Annotated in this window: 9 protein-coding genes and 2 pseudogenes; 1 reads left to right on the top strand and 10 read right to left on the bottom strand. The window is 45.1% G+C overall.

Features of this window, described 5'->3' with window-relative positions:
• Positions 1 to 197: 197 nt before the first annotated feature.
• The 6 genes from POTG_RS07890 to POTG_RS07915 form a co-directional block, all read right to left on the bottom strand.
• A complete protein-coding gene (locus POTG_RS07890) occupies positions 198 to 1541 on the bottom strand; it encodes a right-handed parallel beta-helix repeat-containing protein (protein ID WP_009224299.1) in 1344 nt (447 codons plus the stop codon).
• Positions 1542 to 1950: 409 nt separating this feature from the next.
• Positions 1951 to 2823: a fructokinase ScrK gene (scrK, locus tag POTG_RS07895; protein ID WP_009224300.1), complete on the bottom strand. Its 873-nt coding sequence runs from the start codon at positions 2821 to 2823 to the stop codon at positions 1951 to 1953.
• 786 nt (positions 2824 to 3609) lie between these two features.
• On the bottom strand, positions 3610 to 5049 hold the full coding sequence (locus tag POTG_RS07900) for a glycoside hydrolase family 32 protein (protein ID WP_009224301.1): 1440 nt from the start codon (positions 5047 to 5049) through the stop codon (positions 3610 to 3612).
• A gap of 24 nt (positions 5050 to 5073) precedes the next feature.
• A complete protein-coding gene (locus POTG_RS07905; protein WP_009224302.1) occupies positions 5074 to 5928 on the bottom strand; it encodes a carbohydrate ABC transporter permease in 855 nt (284 codons plus the stop codon).
• A gap of 13 nt (positions 5929 to 5941) precedes the next feature.
• Positions 5942 to 6868 (bottom strand): carbohydrate ABC transporter permease, encoded by a 927-nt coding sequence (locus POTG_RS07910; protein ID WP_009224303.1) that lies wholly within the window; start codon positions 6866 to 6868, stop codon positions 5942 to 5944.
• 48 nt (positions 6869 to 6916) lie between these two features.
• A complete protein-coding gene (locus tag POTG_RS07915) occupies positions 6917 to 8296 on the bottom strand; it encodes an ABC transporter substrate-binding protein (RefSeq protein WP_009224304.1) in 1380 nt (459 codons plus the stop codon).
• 315 nt (positions 8297 to 8611) lie between these two features.
• Here POTG_RS07915 and POTG_RS07920 point away from each other — a divergent pair, with 315 nt between their 5' ends.
• Entirely contained in the window at positions 8612 to 9499 is an 888-nt protein-coding gene (locus POTG_RS07920) for a helix-turn-helix domain-containing protein (protein ID WP_009224305.1), read from the top strand.
• 196 nt (positions 9500 to 9695) lie between these two features.
• Here the strand turns inward: POTG_RS07920 and POTG_RS25335 are convergent, their stop codons facing one another.
• The 4 genes and pseudogenes from POTG_RS25335 to POTG_RS07935 all read right to left on the bottom strand — a co-directional run.
• The gene (locus POTG_RS25335) at positions 9696 to 9791 is read right to left on the bottom strand and encodes a DUF2961 domain-containing protein (RefSeq protein WP_232282258.1); all 96 of its coding nucleotides are present in this window, start codon (positions 9789 to 9791) and stop codon (positions 9696 to 9698) included.
• A gap of 305 nt (positions 9792 to 10096) precedes the next feature.
• Positions 10097 to 15748, bottom strand: a complete 5652-nt coding sequence (locus POTG_RS24725; RefSeq protein ID WP_009224306.1) for an S-layer homology domain-containing protein — start codon at positions 15746 to 15748, stop codon at positions 10097 to 10099.
• A gap of 110 nt (positions 15749 to 15858) precedes the next feature.
• Positions 15859 to 17352, bottom strand: a pseudogene (locus POTG_RS07930) (glycoside hydrolase family 32 protein); the annotation flags it as partial.
• A pseudogene (locus tag POTG_RS07935) lies at positions 17325 to 17657 on the bottom strand (LacI family DNA-binding transcriptional regulator); the annotation flags it as partial. The pseudogenes POTG_RS07935 and POTG_RS07930, both read right to left, overlap by 28 nt.
• Positions 17658 to 18218: the final 561 nt, after the last annotated feature.

An 18218-nucleotide genomic window follows, 5' to 3' on the forward strand; every position in this document is an offset into this window, starting at 1 on the left:
TTTCTTAACAAGTGAATCAGGGTTTACTCTGGCTTGTTTCGAATTAATTTATCCAAATATGGGAAAAATAAAAAAAGAGGTACTTCCATCGCTGGAAGCGCCCCAAAAAATTAAATGACAAACGAAATAATTTAAGTGTCCGACTTGCAATTGAAACTATTGAACAAAAATTACCACAAAATAGTTGAGTATATTATTTATGCTCCTGGCGTTGGTGTGGCTCTGAATGCATTTACAGTCTTGTCCATAACAACCTGTGCATCGCTTCCCGAATCAAGAATCGTATTTTGAAGCGATTCTTGTTCTACCAATACTGTTGTTACGGTAAGCGGCTCTGATGCTTCGGTAGTCAACAAAGCGTCTACTTGCGCAGAGAAACAAGAATCACTTACCTTGGCATGAACCTCAGTGGCAACAACATGATTATTAGAAATATAATTTCCATTACCCGAAACAATACGTATGATTACAGGTGTTGCACCTACCGGCTTGATGTTCTGAGTATTAATTCCTAGAGAAAAGTGATTAGCAATTACAGAATTATTATTGCCGTTGATATAGAGGAGACCATACGAATCATCTAAACCATTGTCCATTCCCAGAAAAGGAGTCCAAGGTTCATGATCACGTAAAAAGTGATTTGAAGAAACCAAGTTTTCCGAACAATTTCCCCTGAATACTACCATTCCCGGATAAAATGAATGAAGTCTATTATTGGCGATACTGGAACGTGTCACACCATCAAAATAGATACTGCTCGCACCTCGTGGAAAAACATTATTCGCTGTAATCAAAAGTCCACCAAAATTTTGAGCGTAAATTGAATATCCTTTAAAACCAGCTCCTATCAAGTTATCGGTTATTTTTGAAGCCTGTCCCCAACCTCGTAGTTCTATACAGTTACCACACTCAGCAATGAAATTATCGTGTATAGTCAGTGCATCAGCATGATAGATCGTAATTCCATGCTCTAAATACACAAAGCCCATGCCTGTAATCCGAAATGAGTCACAAGCGCTCGCAACATAAATACCCGTTTTCCCATTCATGTATGTGTTTTCCGGATTTATTTCTCCTGAACCATCTTCAATAAAATGCAAACCATCAATACAAAAATCAGAAAACTCTACCGAACTTATTCGGGGATTTCCACTTCGTTCAACATAAAATGCAGCTCCTTTATATTCCTCATCATTTACTTCTAGGGGAATATCTACGAGTATGCGACTTCCTCCCGGCCATAATTCATGTAAATCCGGCCATTCATTCTCAGGAGTATTAAAACGAATACTCGAAGATGTAAACCCGTGTCCAGAACCCATAATTTTAAGATAACTGATGTCTATAACTACTTGACTGACAAGATGATAATCTCCCGGTGGAATATAGATAACCGCACCCGGCTTTCCGCCTTTATTCACATCAGTGTCCGTTTGCCTACTTTTAATATCTGCTATAATGCTATTAATTACCTCACCAATATCCTCATACGGATTACCGACAGGCCACTCTGTTACGTCGTAATAATTTTTACTAGCCATAGATAAATTCTCCTATCAATTAATTGTGTTTGTTCATAAACTACTTATTCCTGATATAGCTGGAAGTAAAGCCTAAGAACTCGTACTTTTCCTACAGCTTTTCCGATTATTTTCGCTCAGAAGGATCATTACTTGACAAGAAAAATCAGTTTTTCCGAAAGACGTTCAGATTCTTAATAAGACTTTATGAACTCGCTCAATTCTTATTATCTTTCATTTAAGACGAAAAGCGCTGTCTACTTGTCGACAACATAGTATATTCCGAATGCACGTCGGAGTTTAGGGGAGGATTACCAACCTTTAATCCGCAGCAGGAGCTCCCCCTGCCAATTTAGACATAGAGTTAGTCTTGAAGTCAAAGACTAACAAAGCTAACCAGCCTCTGCGGGCTCCCCCCATCACAAGCATTCTACACTTCCCACACCCGATCCCTCGCTAAGGCAAAGCAGCCGACCGTCCCTGCATTATTTTCTAACGCCGGCGTCACGATATATTGGGAGAGCTCGGGCGTTCGGACGTAATCGTTCAGCAAATCCTTGAATTTCACGCGCACGCGCTGAACCATGTGCTCTTGCTGCATAACGCCCCCACCGAAAATAATCCGCTCCGGGGAAAGCTGGAGCGTCGCGGTGTACGCACATTGCGCAATGTAATACGCTTCGATCTCCCAGTACAGGTGATCTGCCGGCAGTTCTTGGCCCTTTATACCGAATCGCTTCTCGATCGCCGGCCCCGCCGCCAACCCTTCCAGACAATTCTGATGATAGGGACAAGCCCCTTCAAAGTGATCGTCTGGGTGTTGACGAACGAGGATATGTCCCATCTCAGGGTGACTGAATCCTTCGATGAATTGCCCCTGCTGGATGGCCCCGCCGCCGACGCCCGTTCCGATCGTATAGTAGACGATACTGGACAAGCCTTGGCCGTGCCCTTTCACATATTCCCCATAGGCTGCCGCATTGACATCGGTTGTCCAAGCGATGGGCACATGCAATGCCTCGGTTATCGTCCCTACAAAATCAAAGTCCTTCCAAGCCAGCTTCGGTGTCGAGGTTATATAGCCATACGTTGGCGAAGCCGGATGAATATCAATCGGACCGAATGAGCCGATTCCAATCGCCTGCAATTCCTCTGTATATTGTTGAAAAAAATCAATCACGAGCGTTAGCGTCTCGCTTGGCGTCGTTGTGGGAAAGCTGACTCTCTTGATAATCTCCAGTTCCGACGTACCTACACTGCAGACGAATTTCGTCCCGCCCGCTTCAATCGAGCCCAGTAGCATTTCTCTTCCTCCCATCATTGTTCTTCCGTCAGATGAACATCCAACTCATAGATCATTTAATCGATTTCCTTCTTGTCCATTAACTCCACCAAGAGCGCGACGGCTTTCTTGGCCAGCTCCTCATTAGGCTGGATGACGCTTGGAAAAGAAGGATAGGTCATCTAACGACACATAGGTCCCATCATATCCGACTCATCTCAATGCTTGAGTAACCCGAATGCATCGCTTCAAAGCTTGTCTAAGCATCGCAATGATGACCAGATTTACCGAGAAGATTCCATCAATATCTGGATACTGCGTCAGTATTTCATCAGCCACCTCAATATGGCTACATAAATCAAATTGATTCCAAGCGAGCTCGTACGTAGCACACGGAATATGATGGCTGTTTATTTCGAATTCAAAGGTGCGATAACGCTTGTTGCAGTATCTTAATCTAACCTTTTTCTTTTTCACTTGAATTCGCCGTATTTCACAAAATTATTTTCAAGTTCCTGGAATTCAGTTATTCTCATTAAATGCCATGATCGTCGAGAAAAAAGGATGTTTCACATCCGGAATCACGAGGCCGATCAAATAAGTCTTATTTTTGAATAAATTACGTGCGACTTGATTAGGTATATAATTCAATTCATCAATAGCTTGTTGGATCGTCGCTCCTGTCTTTGCGGAAATATATCCTTGTTATTCAAATACCCGGATACCATTTTGATGGAAACCCCCGCTTTCTTTGCCACATCACTAATAATCGCCAAGATCGAGCACCCTTTCTCATCTTGCAACCAACTAATTACGTATTTCACTAAGGTTTAATCTAATTATTGTATTTGGAGAATCGCTCGTCACCGTAATTATTCGCTTGCCCTTTTTCATGAAGTTATTTACAGAGAACATTTTTCCTGATTCCACTCCAAAAATCTCCAAGCTGCAGCTATCGGAATACAAAAGAAGCGGTTCATTGTCAGCAGCCACCATCGATTTCCCTGTTTTTCCAAACGGATTGTTAACATTGAAGTATTCTACACGCGTTCGAGAGCAAACAATCTGATCGGCGACTCCCTGCTCATTTCTGATGGTCAACGTTAAAGTACCCTGAAGATCCGTTCGATCTAATTCGAGCATAAAACTCTCCGACATTTCTGCGGTTAACAGACGCTCTTCTTTCCAGACAAAAATCTCTTGAAACAGATACTGATTCTTCATATATTGCGAGATTTCTTGAATAGGTCTGAAACTTAAATGTGAACCCTTCAAAGTCACTTCTCTTGGCAAGCTCATCGCCCCGCACCACTGATCCATCTCTGACGTCGGGCCAAAATCTTTCCACCATGGCATCCAATCCCATCCATTCTGCCAAGCCATCATAATCCTTCGACCTTGATGGTCTAAAATCGATTGCGGCGCGTAAAAATCAAACCCATAATCAATCACTTCTTCGGATTCAATCCTAAACTTCCCCGTCGCATCATCGATGGTTCCAATCAAATATAGCGTTGTCGTCTCGCCGAGGCCCATTGGTGAAAAAAGAAGGACCGCCTTCTCTCCGATCCTAAAGAAATCCGGACATTCCCACATGGTCCCATAATTGCCTTGATAATCAACGAATGGGCCCGAGAGTTCCCAATCCACTAGATTATCCGACGTGTAATACAAGGCGTTTCCTCTCCCCGAAATACTCGTACCGACAATCATATGATACCGGCCATTATGCTTCCATACCTTCGGATCACGAAAATTCTCAGGCGTAACACCCGGATAATCCGCTTCGATAATCGGATTTCCCGCATACTTCGTAAACTTCACCCCATCTTCACTGATCGCAAGACATTGGGTCTGAATCACTTTTTCCCCTTGGAGGATCGTTCCGGTGTAGAAGATATATAATCTACCGTCTTTCTCAATCGCTGTTCCTGAGAAACAACCGCCTTTTTCATGATCGTCATAAGCTTCGCTCGGCGCCAATGCCACAGGGAGGTGCTCCCAGTGAATCAAATCTTTACTTTTGGCATGACCCCAGTACATTGCACCCCAATAAGGCTTGTACGGATGAAATTGATAGAATAAATGATACTCGCCTCGATACTGAATGAATCCATTCGGGTCATTCAACCAACCAACAGGTGTGCAGAAATGATAATTTTGGCGATATTGACTTTGACTGATTTTATCTCGATACTGGTTCAAATAGATATTCGCTTCTGCAATTCTTTGCTCATGCAAATCCATGCTGATCCCTCCGACATCGTTGTATTATTCCTTCACGGACCCGGCCAACATGCCAGATACCAGATATTTCTGTAAGAAGAACGAGATGACGATTACCGGAAAACTAAATAAAGTTGCTGCCGCCGTCATTGGTCCCAGATCCAAGTTGTATGCCGTCAAAAACTCCGACAACGCAACGGGCACGGTCTTTGCTGAGCTGCTCGTCAGTAGAAGTGCTAGCAAGAAATCGTTCCACGCCAACAAAAAGGTGAAGATGCCCGTTGAAATCATCCCTGGAATGGTGATCGGCAGAATGACTTTTCGAAAGCTCACTATCGGGGAAGCTCCGTCAATCGAAGCCGCCTCATCCATATCAACTGGAATGGCTTTAAAAAAGCTAATCATCATCCACAGTACAAATGGCATATTGACAGCTGCATACACCACGACTAGGGCAGGCAAATAATCATAGAAACCGAATTTTTGGATCAATGCGTAAATTGGAACCGCGATACTGGACATCGGAATCATCTTGAGGCACAGGACAAGTATCAAGAAGAACCCGCTTAATTTCGATGCTGCTGTTCTGGAAATAGCATACGAAGCCATAGATCCTAAGATCAGACAAATAAGAGTACCCACTGTTGCCGCAACAATACTGTTAAGAAAGAATGTACCCATCCCCGTATATTGCGATAATTGGATATAATTTTCGATCGAGAAGGCCTTTGGAAAGAAGGTTGGGGACGTGGAAATTACTTCATTGGACGGCTTAAATGAGGATAGCAATATATATAAGTACGGAAATATAAAGAGGACCAAAAACAATGCAGCTACTCCGTATATGATAAAGATCCAAACATTGTCTTTTCTATTTCGCCCGAGTTGTTCTGCAAACAATGGAATCGTCTCCCTATTCTTTTACTTTTCGCATAGATAGCAACGTAATTCCTACCAACAGCACAATGAAGATCACGGCCATTGCACTCGCATACCCTACATCACCGTACCGTTGAAGCATCTTGTATATATGTACGCTCAAGAGCTCGGATGAATTGACAGGCCCCCCTTGCGTCATGACCCATATAATATCGAAGGAACGCGCAGCATCAATAATCCGCACGACCAGAGCGCTCATAAGAATCGGTTTAATATTCGGTATTATAATCTTGAAAATCATTTGCGAACGACTCGCACCTTCGATTTCCGCCGCTTCGTATAGACTGTCCGGAACACCTTGAATCCCCGCTAGAAACATCAACATCATAAAGGGTGTTGTTAGCCAGACATCCGCAATGATACATGACAGAAGAGAAATTTTAGGGTCGGCCAGCCAGAGTATGCTGCTGGTGGATTCAATTAGCCCCAGCTTCACCAATAACGTATTAATAATGCCGAACTGGTTGCTCAGCATGAATTTCCAGATCAAGCCGGCCACAAGTGGTGCAATCATTAATGGCGACAAAATCAAAGTACGCAAGAAGCGGAACCCACGATATTTATGGGTAAAAACAACTGCCAAGGTCAAGCCAAGTGCTGTCTCAAAGCCTACTGCCAACAACACATAAATGACCGTATTCTTAAATGAGTTCCAAAACGAAGCAGATTCTACAGCACGGAGGTAATGATCACCCCCCGCAAAAGTTCGTACCCCAACATCATTGGTAACAAAGAAACTGTCGAACACAAGCATGAATAACGGATATAACAAGAACAGGAACATAAAAATAGCTGCTGGCAAGAAAAACAACATCAATGTTTTCCGATCAATGGTCGAGGACATTCGTTTCTGAGATTTTTTTTTTGGAAGAGACGCTTCTGTTATCGTGGTGATGTGCATTGTTAGGCTCCTTTCTTAGGTGGCACGTTCGAACGTACCACCTTTTTTCTATCTGCCTAGAATTTCTTCGATTTGCTTTTTAGCCAATGTTAATTCCGTGGTTGGATCGCTGCCGGATAGAACCTTTTGCAGCATCGGCGAGAGAACTTCATTCTCAATTTGGCTCCACTGCGCAATCTGTGGTCTGTTCTGCGTCTGTGCTCCGTTAAGTGTCGCTTCAATCGCCTTCACATGCGCATATTGCGGATTATCAATATACTTTTCAAAGACTGACTTTCGAGCTGCTACCCCTAACGCTTCCATATACAGCTCATTTTGATCGTACATGAACTTGAGATACTGCTCCGCAATGTCTTTCTTCGGGGAATCCTTCAAGACTACTTGATACCATGGCCCTGGCACCGCACCCATTTCTTTCGCTCCCGCAATCATCGGTGCAGCACCGACCTGCCCTGGCAACGCTTTATCTGAGGAGAGGTAAAAATGTCCCCATGCAAGCTGCATCGCCAATTTCCCGTTATTAAATAGCTCCGCAGTTTCGCTACTTGCAATCGACAGATAATCCTCAGGGACAACTTTTTCTTTGACTAGATTCTGCAAGAAAGTGAGCGATTGCACATACGGCTCTTCAGTGATATTCACTTCGCCATTACGATCCAGCACCAAGGAATCAACACCCGCTTGAGTAACATGGTCGAGCCAACTGCTGACAGCATCGCCGCCTGTCTGACCGAAGACGGACGTGCCATACATTCCATTCCTTGTGAAGAATTTCGCAACATCCTCATACTCTTTCCAACTCGTTGGTGCCTTCAAGGCGTAGCCAAATTCCTTCTCGAAGTTCGCTTGGTTATTCGGGTCCTCGAACAAATCTTTTCGGTAGAGCAAAATTTTAGAATTGGTCCAAGTCGGAATCCCTAGCAATTCACCATTTATCGTAGCGCTTTGATTTAATTGAGGTAAGAAATCATTCATCTGTTCTTCCGTCAGCACATTCCCTAACGGTTCCAGTCCCTTCGCTAAGGAAGGAAACCATAATACATCAATAATCGCTACATCGTGGGTCGATTTTTTCGCATCAATCTCAGCCTTCAACTTATCGTATACCCCGCTATAAGGAACAGAATCGATCTTGATTTTATAGCCTGTCTGTTCCTCAAACTTCGCTGCGGTTTTATTCGCCACTTCAAAAGCTGGACCACCGCCTTCAACTAATAACGTTAATGTCTTGTCATTAGAGCTACCTGCAGAGTTACTTCCACATCCGACTAACACAACCAAGAAACAAAGAAACAGTACGGTACTCATCATTACACGTGTTGTTTTCATACTTTTCTCCTCTCTGCTTATCTTGAATAACCGGACAAAACTCGACAAAACCATACCACCAGCAAGAATACCAGACCATAATTTCCCTTTCACATTCATGAAGTGATGCCCTCTCAATAAAATATAAGTCACGATTTCCCCTCATTCGATCCCAGCTTGATTCATGTTGTCAGCGTGCATCTTTGATAAATGGAAATCCGCCTAATGGCTATTTTGTTGCCAAACGTTCATGTTCTGTTCCTGCTGTAATTTCATGACGGCATTGCTTTTGTTATCAATAATTTCGGATCAATGGAAGCGCTTCACTCATCACATGTATATGTTATAATACATTTATCCATTTGTATTTAGGTAGAATTATTATTTATTTGTCATATATTGCTTTTGAAAATACTCTGAAGGGAAAGACCTGATATGAACATTCAACATTTATCGCCGTACATCCGGATAGCAATGGATAGTCATATTCCATTCCCTTGGTATTTAGAGGAGCGGGTTTTATTTGACTATGAGTTACTTTACGTTAAGGAAGGCAGAATACAAGTAACCATCGAGAATGATGTTTTTATCGGAGAACCGGGGGACCTCTTTCTTTTTCGTCCAAAACAACGACACTCTATTAGAAAGTTAGGAACAGAATTATTACGACAACCTCATTTACATTTTGATTTGTTCTATAAGGAGGATAGCCCGGATGTGAAGGTTTCCTTTAAAAAACTTGAAGATATGACTGCGGATGAAATGAAATGGTTTCGAAACGACGACCTTGAGCAAATTACCCCTCAGATTCCCAGTCACATTCGGTTAAGGAATACCTTGGTTATCGAAAGAATCATCTTTGAAATCATAAAAGAATTTCAAATGACGTTACCCTTTTATGAAATAAATATAAAAGGACTGTTTTTGCAGTTATTGAATGTACTTTTACGTGAAAATTACTGGAACTGTAATCCACATCTAGTAACCAATATGGGAGAAATGGAGCAGTTGCGGATCTACTTGGACCACAATATCGACCGTAAGGTAACCTTAGATGAACTTTCCAAAATTTCGGGAATTAGCAAATACTATATGATTTCATTATTCAAACAATCATTCGGGAAGAGCCCAATCCAATATCATCTTTTACTAAGAATAGAAAAGGCGAAGGAAATGATTCAGTTCACTAATGACCCGTTAACGCTCATTGCCGAAAGTGTCGGCTTTCCGGATATTCATTCCTTTAGTAAAGCCTTTAAAAAAATAGATGGAGTTAATCCTTCCTTTTATCGTAAGAAAAAAATCTATAAACATGAAGATTAGAATTATTCACTATATTCACCTGGAGAGCCTAACAGGAGGATGGTCTTAGTTTCACGAATAAAGGGTATTTCCTTTATATTTTTCTATATCGCCTTCAAAGGAATTCATGAAAGGAACATTGTCGCAAATTTGAAAACGATTCACCGAGGTGTGTCCATTGGCATCTAATTCAACAAAGGGCTGACAAGTAAATACGCTATCGAACATAGGAAAGGGCGGCCGCCGCCCAGGCATAACCAATGTAGTCCTCGCTACCCGTTCCAAATGTGGACGGAACGGTTTCACCATCCACAAAAAAACTTCTCGTCTCCTTCGCCCCAACACCAGTCAATGGTTTTCCGGTTTCCTATCCCATACCACCAGACCCCGGCTTCCTCTTCGGGCTGCTCCCAAGTGTTATATATATGAACATGAACGCCGCAGAATCTTCCCAGGCCTCTTGTCAGCAGCAGCAACAATCAGGCCAGCGGTCAACTCCATTTCAGTCATGCTGTGTGAACTCCTACTTTGGTAAGATGATTCTCGGTATAAATCAGAGAAAGCCGGAGGCATGGCGAAGGCGGACATCACCTTGCTTCCCCGGCTTTCCCTTAACCGTTATTTATTAACTTTATCCAGCAGAAGTGAGATGATTTGCGCACCCTCCGCACGATTCACCGTTTCATGTGGCATGAATAACTGGTTGCCTCGTCCGTTAACTAATCCAAGCTCCTGTAAGGCAGCCACTGCATCTGAAGCCCATCCGCTTATCGTACCGGCATCCTTGAAATTGCTTTGACGATTAACAGCAGCCTTCTGTCCAGTATGAAACAGATATGCTTTATAAATCATAGATGCCATTTCTTCACGACTTATGGTGTCCTCCGGCGCAAAGGTATCATTGCTTCTTCCGGTTACAATTCCCGCTTCATATGCTGCAGCAATAGAAGAAACATACCACTTCGTGGGTGCTACATCCTTGAATGTAGTTGAGTTTGTTCCTGTTATTCCGAGTGTACGAACAATCAAAGAAGCGAACTCAGCTCTGCTCACATTTTGCTTTGGTGCGAATGCAGTTTCACTCACACCCAAGACAATTTGCTTCGCTGCCATCCTTTTTATAACATCATGGGCCCAAAAGGAGGCATTCACATCTTCAAATGATTTATCATACGTAAGGACGGCATTCTTGCTGAAATGACTCACATCCGCTATCCATTTACCCTCCACATAGGTTCCACCCACATAGTCCAGTCTGCCATCATCTGCGATGTAATAAATGCCCGTTAAATCTTGGTGGTAATTCTCCTGTGCGCTCAATCTGATGGTGACGGGTTTGGCGAATTTTTCAAGCTTAAGCTCCGTTCCATCACCCTTCACGATAGATAATTTGAAGTCATAGACCTCTCCTAAAGCTGATATGTCCGCTTTATTCTTGCTCTTGACACGTTCTATCAGTGCTTTCATCCGATCTGCCGATAATGTGTCTATTTCAAAGGAGATTTGGGCACGTTCAAGTTCTTCACTTGTAACCAGCCCTTGTAATTCCTTCAGTACCTCAGCGGGAACTTCGATCTCTGCTCCGCTATGTTTAATCTTCAAAGCATTCTTACCATCATTTGCCGCCGTTTTAACCGGGAACAGCACCTGCCGTTCACCCTTAGCCATTTCGAAGGACAGGCTATTTGGACTGGCTGGTTTACTTGGGTTAACTCCATTGCTTACAGTGCTGCCCGATTCAACAGGAATAGATGGAGCAGGATCGATCGGTTTTGTCGGTACTGTTGGATTGGTCGGATTTTTCACTCTAACCGGCACATTGAAATCATCAACATTAATATGCCCAAAACCGGCCGTGGATTGGTCAACCACCTTAATGTAAAGCTCTTCGCCGATATATTGCGACGCATTCCAAATCTTCCGTTGATATTCCTCATAATTGGTTGCTGTCTCTTTAAACAGCTCTTTGCCGTCCGATGCCCTGACCAGCGCAACATACAGCTTATCGATATCGCGCCCGCCACTGATAAGGAAATTAATCTTGCCATTCCCGCCAAGAACGAAATTTTGTGATTTCAGCGTTCCTGTTAAGCTGTCACCACCGGCTACCTCATTGAAACCCCACAAATGATACCCGCCTGGTATTTTCTGCGACGGATTGAAATAGATCGTATCCCAGAACAACTTAGCATCGGTCACATGGACATCCTGGAAGGCATCTCCTTCCGCTAGCCAGCCCGTTAAATCGCCTGTAGCAAAATCGTGGTTAGGCAGATCCGTAATATCAGTATACACCGAGTTGTCCCAGTCATCCGGAACATACACCGGAGCAGCCGGTTCACCCGTCAAGGCATTCATATTCCATACTTCCATCGACTTGACCGTGATATCTTTGTCAGCCCAAACCTTTAAGCCGAGTGAGTCGTACCGGCCTACGTAAACGCGGGTTGTCAGCTTCTTCTTATAATTAGCAAAGGCTTCTACTACCGAACGATCGAGGAAAATATGGAGCTTCAGATGTTCTCCGCCAAGATCGACGTATCCGCCTTGAATGCCATCCACGCGCACATCCGGATCAATGCTGCTCTTGGTCCGATCCACATTGAAGGTTCCGTTCGTCTTGTCGTAGTATATCAGTGTTTCTTCCTGGCCGTTTTCGGAGCGTCTCACCTTAAGACCGAATTTCTGGGCTTCGCCCGGATCAATTTCCATCACAATCTCCAGCATGTCGCCTTTGACATTTTGGATCCATTGATTGGCGGCCTCCAAGTTTTTATCCGCAAAATCAACCAGTTTTGCCCCCCGGAGGCTTTGCATTTCTTGAATAGGCTCAATGCGCAATTGATCATGACTATCCAGGCTTAGGGAAACTGGCAGCGCCAGATTATGAGCCCATCCGGCTTGATATTCCGCCTGCGGTGTTCTTACGTTTTGCACCATGGAGAAAACGACCGTTCTTCCGTCAGGCGTAACCATGCCGCTCTCTGCGGTCAGATAACCGTCGCCTACATCCAATTTGGAGGGTGCCTCCTGATCGGGTATAAATCTAAAATTGTCCCTGTCCCAGGTTCCAATCCAATAAAAAACTTCAACATCTCTTTGCACATCGTTAGATGGAGCAACATGCTCCGGTTTTTCATGGGGATTAACCATAAAAATATGCTGTTGCTTGCCTGTACTATCCCTGCCTAACGGCAGTAATACCGGTAGTTCCCATACCGTACCGAGCTCTGGATAAAGGTTTCTGTCACTAACGTATAGTGGCCCCTTATACTCCCAGTTGTACATATCGTCGGACACATACACCAAAGCTGTGCCGCTGCTGTAGTCTTGAAGGCCGGACGTCACTAACTGATACCACTTGTCTACCTCTTCGTCGTACCATACAAAGGGGTCCCGGAACTCATTGTGAATGCCATTTCCCATCTGTTCCGTAACGGGTTCGGGATATTTCACCCAGTGCTCTAAATAAGGATCAGCCAAATCGGCCGGGGTCGCCAATCCTGTTCTTTGGTTAGGCGACAGAGAGTCGTTCCCGGCAGTATAGAAGAGTACCGGATTACCGTTGCGATCATATGTTGCGCTCCCTGACCATACTCCGTCCGGATCCAGGGTGCCCGCTTCGGGGGCCAGAGCAGGCCTCACATTTTCCCAGTGAACCATATCGTCACTCACCCAATGTCCCCAATGGATTTGATGCCAATATGGACCTTGCGGGTTATGCTGATAAAATAAATGGTATTTGCCGTTATAATAAATGGGTGCATGCGCTTCATTCATCCAATTTTGCGGCGGCATCGCGTGGTACTGGGGACGATGCTGATCTCCATCAAACACACTCGGGTCCTCGTCAATATCGCCATTCGGAATTTCCGGAACCGATCCGCCATGAAGCGTTTTCACATTTTCATATTCAGCAAGGATCTCCTGAGGGGTAAGGGCTTTGTTTTGCAGCTTCACTTCGTCGATAAGTCCGCTGAACATATTATAGGAGAACAAACCTGCCAGCTCGACCGGTTTATTATTTTTACCGATCATCAGGTTTTCCGTAGATGGGGTGATCGGAATGTCCACAGGGGTGGCTTGGGAAGCGACTTCCTCGCCGTTCAGGTACAACTTCATCATCCCATCCTTTTTGTCGAAGGTAGCAGCTACGTAATTCCATTTGTATTTTTCTAGTGGATGATCTTCGACCCACACTTGAATCCAATGGCCGCCGATCCCGACCTGCATCGACCAAGTGCCGTGCCGGTACATGCCAAGCTCGAAGCCTTCCGCTTTATCCTGATTAGATTGGCTAATGATGGTGGACAGCTTGTTTCCGTCTCCCCATTCATAGCTGCGGGGGGCAACCCAAGCTTCAACCGTTAATGCGTCACGTGCCGGAACCGTATTCTCTGCCTTAATCTCAATGTAATTCGAATATCCATCGAAAAGCAACGCCCCGCCTTTTACTCCGCGCGAAGTCCACCTAGGGTCTTTAGAGGCCATATACCTGGCATCATTAAATTCATAATGCACATCATGCTCAAGATTGCTTACGTCCTCAAGGGCCTTCTTTCCTGTGCCTTCATCAAAATTCATGTAGAATATGTTGCCCACAGCGCGAGTCTCAAAAGCATCCACGGAAATGCTGGCTTGATTCGATTGATCGATTACCTTGATGTAAAGCTTCTTATTATAATGTTCTTGCATTTTCCACGAAATTCTCTCATTTGCCCGGATGTTCCCGGTCTTCTTGAGCAGCGTGTCAGTGTTGGCATCATATAGTGCAACGCAGGCATCCTGCGGATGATCGACACCTAAAATAGTAAAGTTAATCGTTCCCGTTCCCTGAAGCGTGAAAATACTAGAGGTGATCGAGCCCTGTCCCTCCAATGAGGATTTGGCATAAAAGTTGCCTTCTTTACCTGCCCTAGGTTCATCGGTTACTTGAAAAGCATTGCCTTCAACGGTCCAACCGTCAAAATTTCCGGTTTCAAAACCTGGATTCTGCATTTCGGTCGGCATGATGTTATCGGCCATGACTCCTTCTCGCGGAACAAGTTCATTGAAGGTGTTAAAGGCGTCCGCAAAGATGAGTCCCCAATCCGAAGCCCCTTTATCGACGATCTCAATATATAGCTTCTTTCCGATATATTTGGAGAGATCGGCTTTATATTGCTCCATATTCGCGAGTCTCAAGCCTTGCGCAGGATCCGGAAAGCCGGACTCGTTAAATTCGGTGTTTCCGTACCTGGCAATCAAGTCTCCCGAATCCGCATCGATCACGTTTACGTATACTTGATCCGTATGCTTGCCTCCTCCCAGTCTGAAGGTAATCCAGCCGGTTCCCCCAAGCTCAAAGGTGCTGGAACGAAGTACGCCGGTCGCAGATTCGTCATACTTCCAGCCGTTTAAGTGATAGGCGCCTTCCTGGTTATACGGAATCTGTTCCGCCCACCAGGTTGTTTCATCTGAAACGCTGTTTGGACCGAAAGCTTCGCCTTCAACGACTGTCCATCCCGATAAATCTCCGGTTTCAAAGCCGGGATTTTCAATTTGATAGCGTTTGAAGTCCGGCTTGATATCCGTGGCGACAGTTCCCTCGGCCGGCTCGGATGGATGATACATGAAGAAGGCGTCCGCAAAGATCAGCCCCCAATCCGAGGTGGCATTATCGACGATCTCGACAAACAGCTTTTTACCCAAATGCTCTGAAAGATCCGCCTTATATTGCTCCATGTTAGCAAGCCGCATGCCCTGATCGGGATTCGGGAAACTCACGTCGGCGAATGCGCTGTTGCCATACCTGGCAATAACCTGCCCCGTATCGGCTTCTACGATATTTATAAATACTTTGTTAGGATTTTTTGCGCCGCCCAGCTTGAAGCTGATCCAGCCGCTTCCGCCCAGCTCGAAGGTGCTGGAACGAAGCACGCCGGTCGCGGACTCGCTATACTTCCAACCGTTTAAATGATAGGTTCCTTCCTGGTGATAAGGGATTTGCTCCGCCCACCACGTAGTTTCGTTCGATACGCTGTCCGGACCAAACGCTTCGCCGCTGACTACCGTCCAACCTGTCATATCCCCCGTTTCGAAACTTGGATTTTGAACTTGATAGACCGCATCCGTAACCGACCATCCCAGGCCCGGTTTTGAATCGAGAGCTTCCCCAAAGCTTGACCCCTGCTTGGCTGCTGCCGAAATTCCGGGAGAAACAAGCTGGAGCACGATCGCCCAAATAACCAGTCTGGAAATCCAACTCTTTTTATTCTTAACTTTTCTCATTCAAGAGCTCCCTTCATTATTCGAATAAAACGCTTTCAAAATGCAGGTGCAAACTTCCTGAATGCATATAACGTTCTATGCCTATCGGCAAGAAGCGCCGAAGCGCTTCTCTACCAAATAGACTGCATATCCCATACTTCCATAGATTTAACGATAAGCTCTCCATCTCCCCAGATCTCTAGCCCCAAAGCATCCCTACGGGTCGGATAGACCCGGGTCGTCAGGCTTTTCAATCCGTTGGCATAGGCTTCAACCATAGAGCGATCCAAATAGATATGAAGCTTCAAATTCTCACCTAACAGTTCCAGTTTGCCGCCTTGAATCCCTTTGCATTTTTCTCCTGGATGCAGCGTCGTCTTCGTCCGGTCCACCAAGAGTCTAGCTTCATTGAAATCATAGTACAGTAAAGTTTCCTCTTCACCATCCGGCGTACAACGGACCTTGATTCCGAGTTGTGACGCACGAACCGGCTCCAGTTCCACTTGAATCTCAAGTATGTCACCCTGAACGTCCCTTAACAACACATTAGCCTCGGCCAATGACTTGTCACGGATCGATAGCCGCTTAGCACCACGCAGAGACTCCAGCTCTTGAATCGGCTCGATTCCCAGCCGTCCATCCTCCCGCAAATACACGCTCAATGGCAAGCCTGCGTTATGAGCCCAGCCTGATTGATACTCCAGTTCGGACGTCCGGTCGCCTTGGGCGATCGTGAAGACGATGTTTCTGCCGGTTTTCGGATCCACCATTCCGCTCGGGCCGGTAAAATGGAAATCACCGACATCAATCAGTTCCGGTTCCTCCTGATCGGGAATGAACGAAAGATGTTCTTTATCCAGCCGCCCGATCCAATAGAACACCTCGACATCGGCGCCCTTCCCCACAGGGCTGACCAGTAAAAGATGCTTGTTCTCACCCTGCTTGTCGGTGCCAAGAGGAAGAAGGACAGGGAGCTCCCAGATCGGTCCAAGATAGGGGAACTTCTGAATATCCGCCTGATAAAATGGCCCTTTGTAAGTCCAATTCAGCATATCTTTGGACGCAAATGCGAGTGCAGCCCCGCCTTCGCCTTCGATTCCTGATCCAACTAAAGCATACCAGCCTTCATCGTCCTTCCACACGAACGGATCGCGAAAATCCCCGAATGCGCCCATTCCCTTCTCCTGTACGATGAGCGGCTCCGGATGCTTGATCCATTGAACCAAATTCGGATCGCCATCCCGGGAATAAGTGCTCCGGGCAAGCGCCACGCTCTGATTCGGCGAAGCACTGTCATTGCCTGCCGTAAAGAACAAGACAGGCAGACCGTCCGCATCATAAGTTGCACTTCCCGACCAGATTCCGTCCGGTGCAAGCTGATCCTTTTCAGGCGCCAGGGCCACCGGAAGATCACGCCAATGTACGAGATCCTCACTGACCCAATGCCCCCAATGGATATGATAAAAGAACGGCCCTAGCGGGTTATGCTGATAGAACAAATGATATTTCCCGTCAAAATAGATCGGCGCATGCGGTTCATTCATCCAATGGGCGGGTGGGCTGACATGATACTGCGGTCTGTGCCGGTCCTGCAGCAGAGGTGTCCGATCCAGCTTGATCTCTTCTCAGGCTTGCCACCGCTGTTACACAGCATGAGCTTGAAGCCTTCGAGGTCCAACTCATCCTCAATATAATAAGCCAGTTCAGAGAAGAAAGGATTCCAGATACTTGGGAGCAATAGAGCTACCATCTTGGATTTCTGCATTTTGAAATTTCGCGCTACTTCATTTGGAATATAATTCAGTTCTCGTATAGCTTCCTCTACTTTTCTGCGTGTATTAGGTTTTACAGCGCCAGAGTTGTTAATGACTCGGGAAACGGTCCCCACAGCAACACCAGCCAAGTTAGCTACATCTTTAATACTTGCCATATTACCCCCCCGGACTCTCTTATGAACCATATAATAACACCAAGTTGGAAACGTTTCAAATTTTTTATTTTTCTTTAACACTCACACTTTCACCTTTAAATTGTTATTTTAACGGCCAGCGAATTACGGGAACGAAATCACATTCATCTGTTATCAAGTGGCATTCGGATCCCACACGATAATCTAGCACAATCCCTTGTGTTTACAGTTCACTGTAATGTAAAGTACAAAGTACTGTTTGACAGCAAAATATACATCAGCATATAACAAAAGCCACTCCTGACAAAGGAATGGCTTCTTTGGATAAACCTTTCACGGCTGGACTGAATAACCTCTTGTTCTCTCTCCAGCCACATAGCTCGGCGGTACCGAACAGTGTTACGTCAAGTTATATGCACGAGGAATGTTATTTGTATCTAGATGTATAATCTTGAAACAGACTGCTAGCGATTAAACTGAGCAGCCTGCAAAATGAACCTTATTTCTTCTTATAAAACTCATGATACAGCTTCATCAGCGCCCTTTTCTCAATCCGCGACACATAGCTCCGGCTAATCCCCA

Source organism: Paenibacillus sp. oral taxon 786 str. D14 (assembly GCF_000159955.1).
Taxonomy (GTDB): Bacteria; Bacillota; Bacilli; order Paenibacillales; family Paenibacillaceae; genus Fontibacillus; species Fontibacillus phoenicis.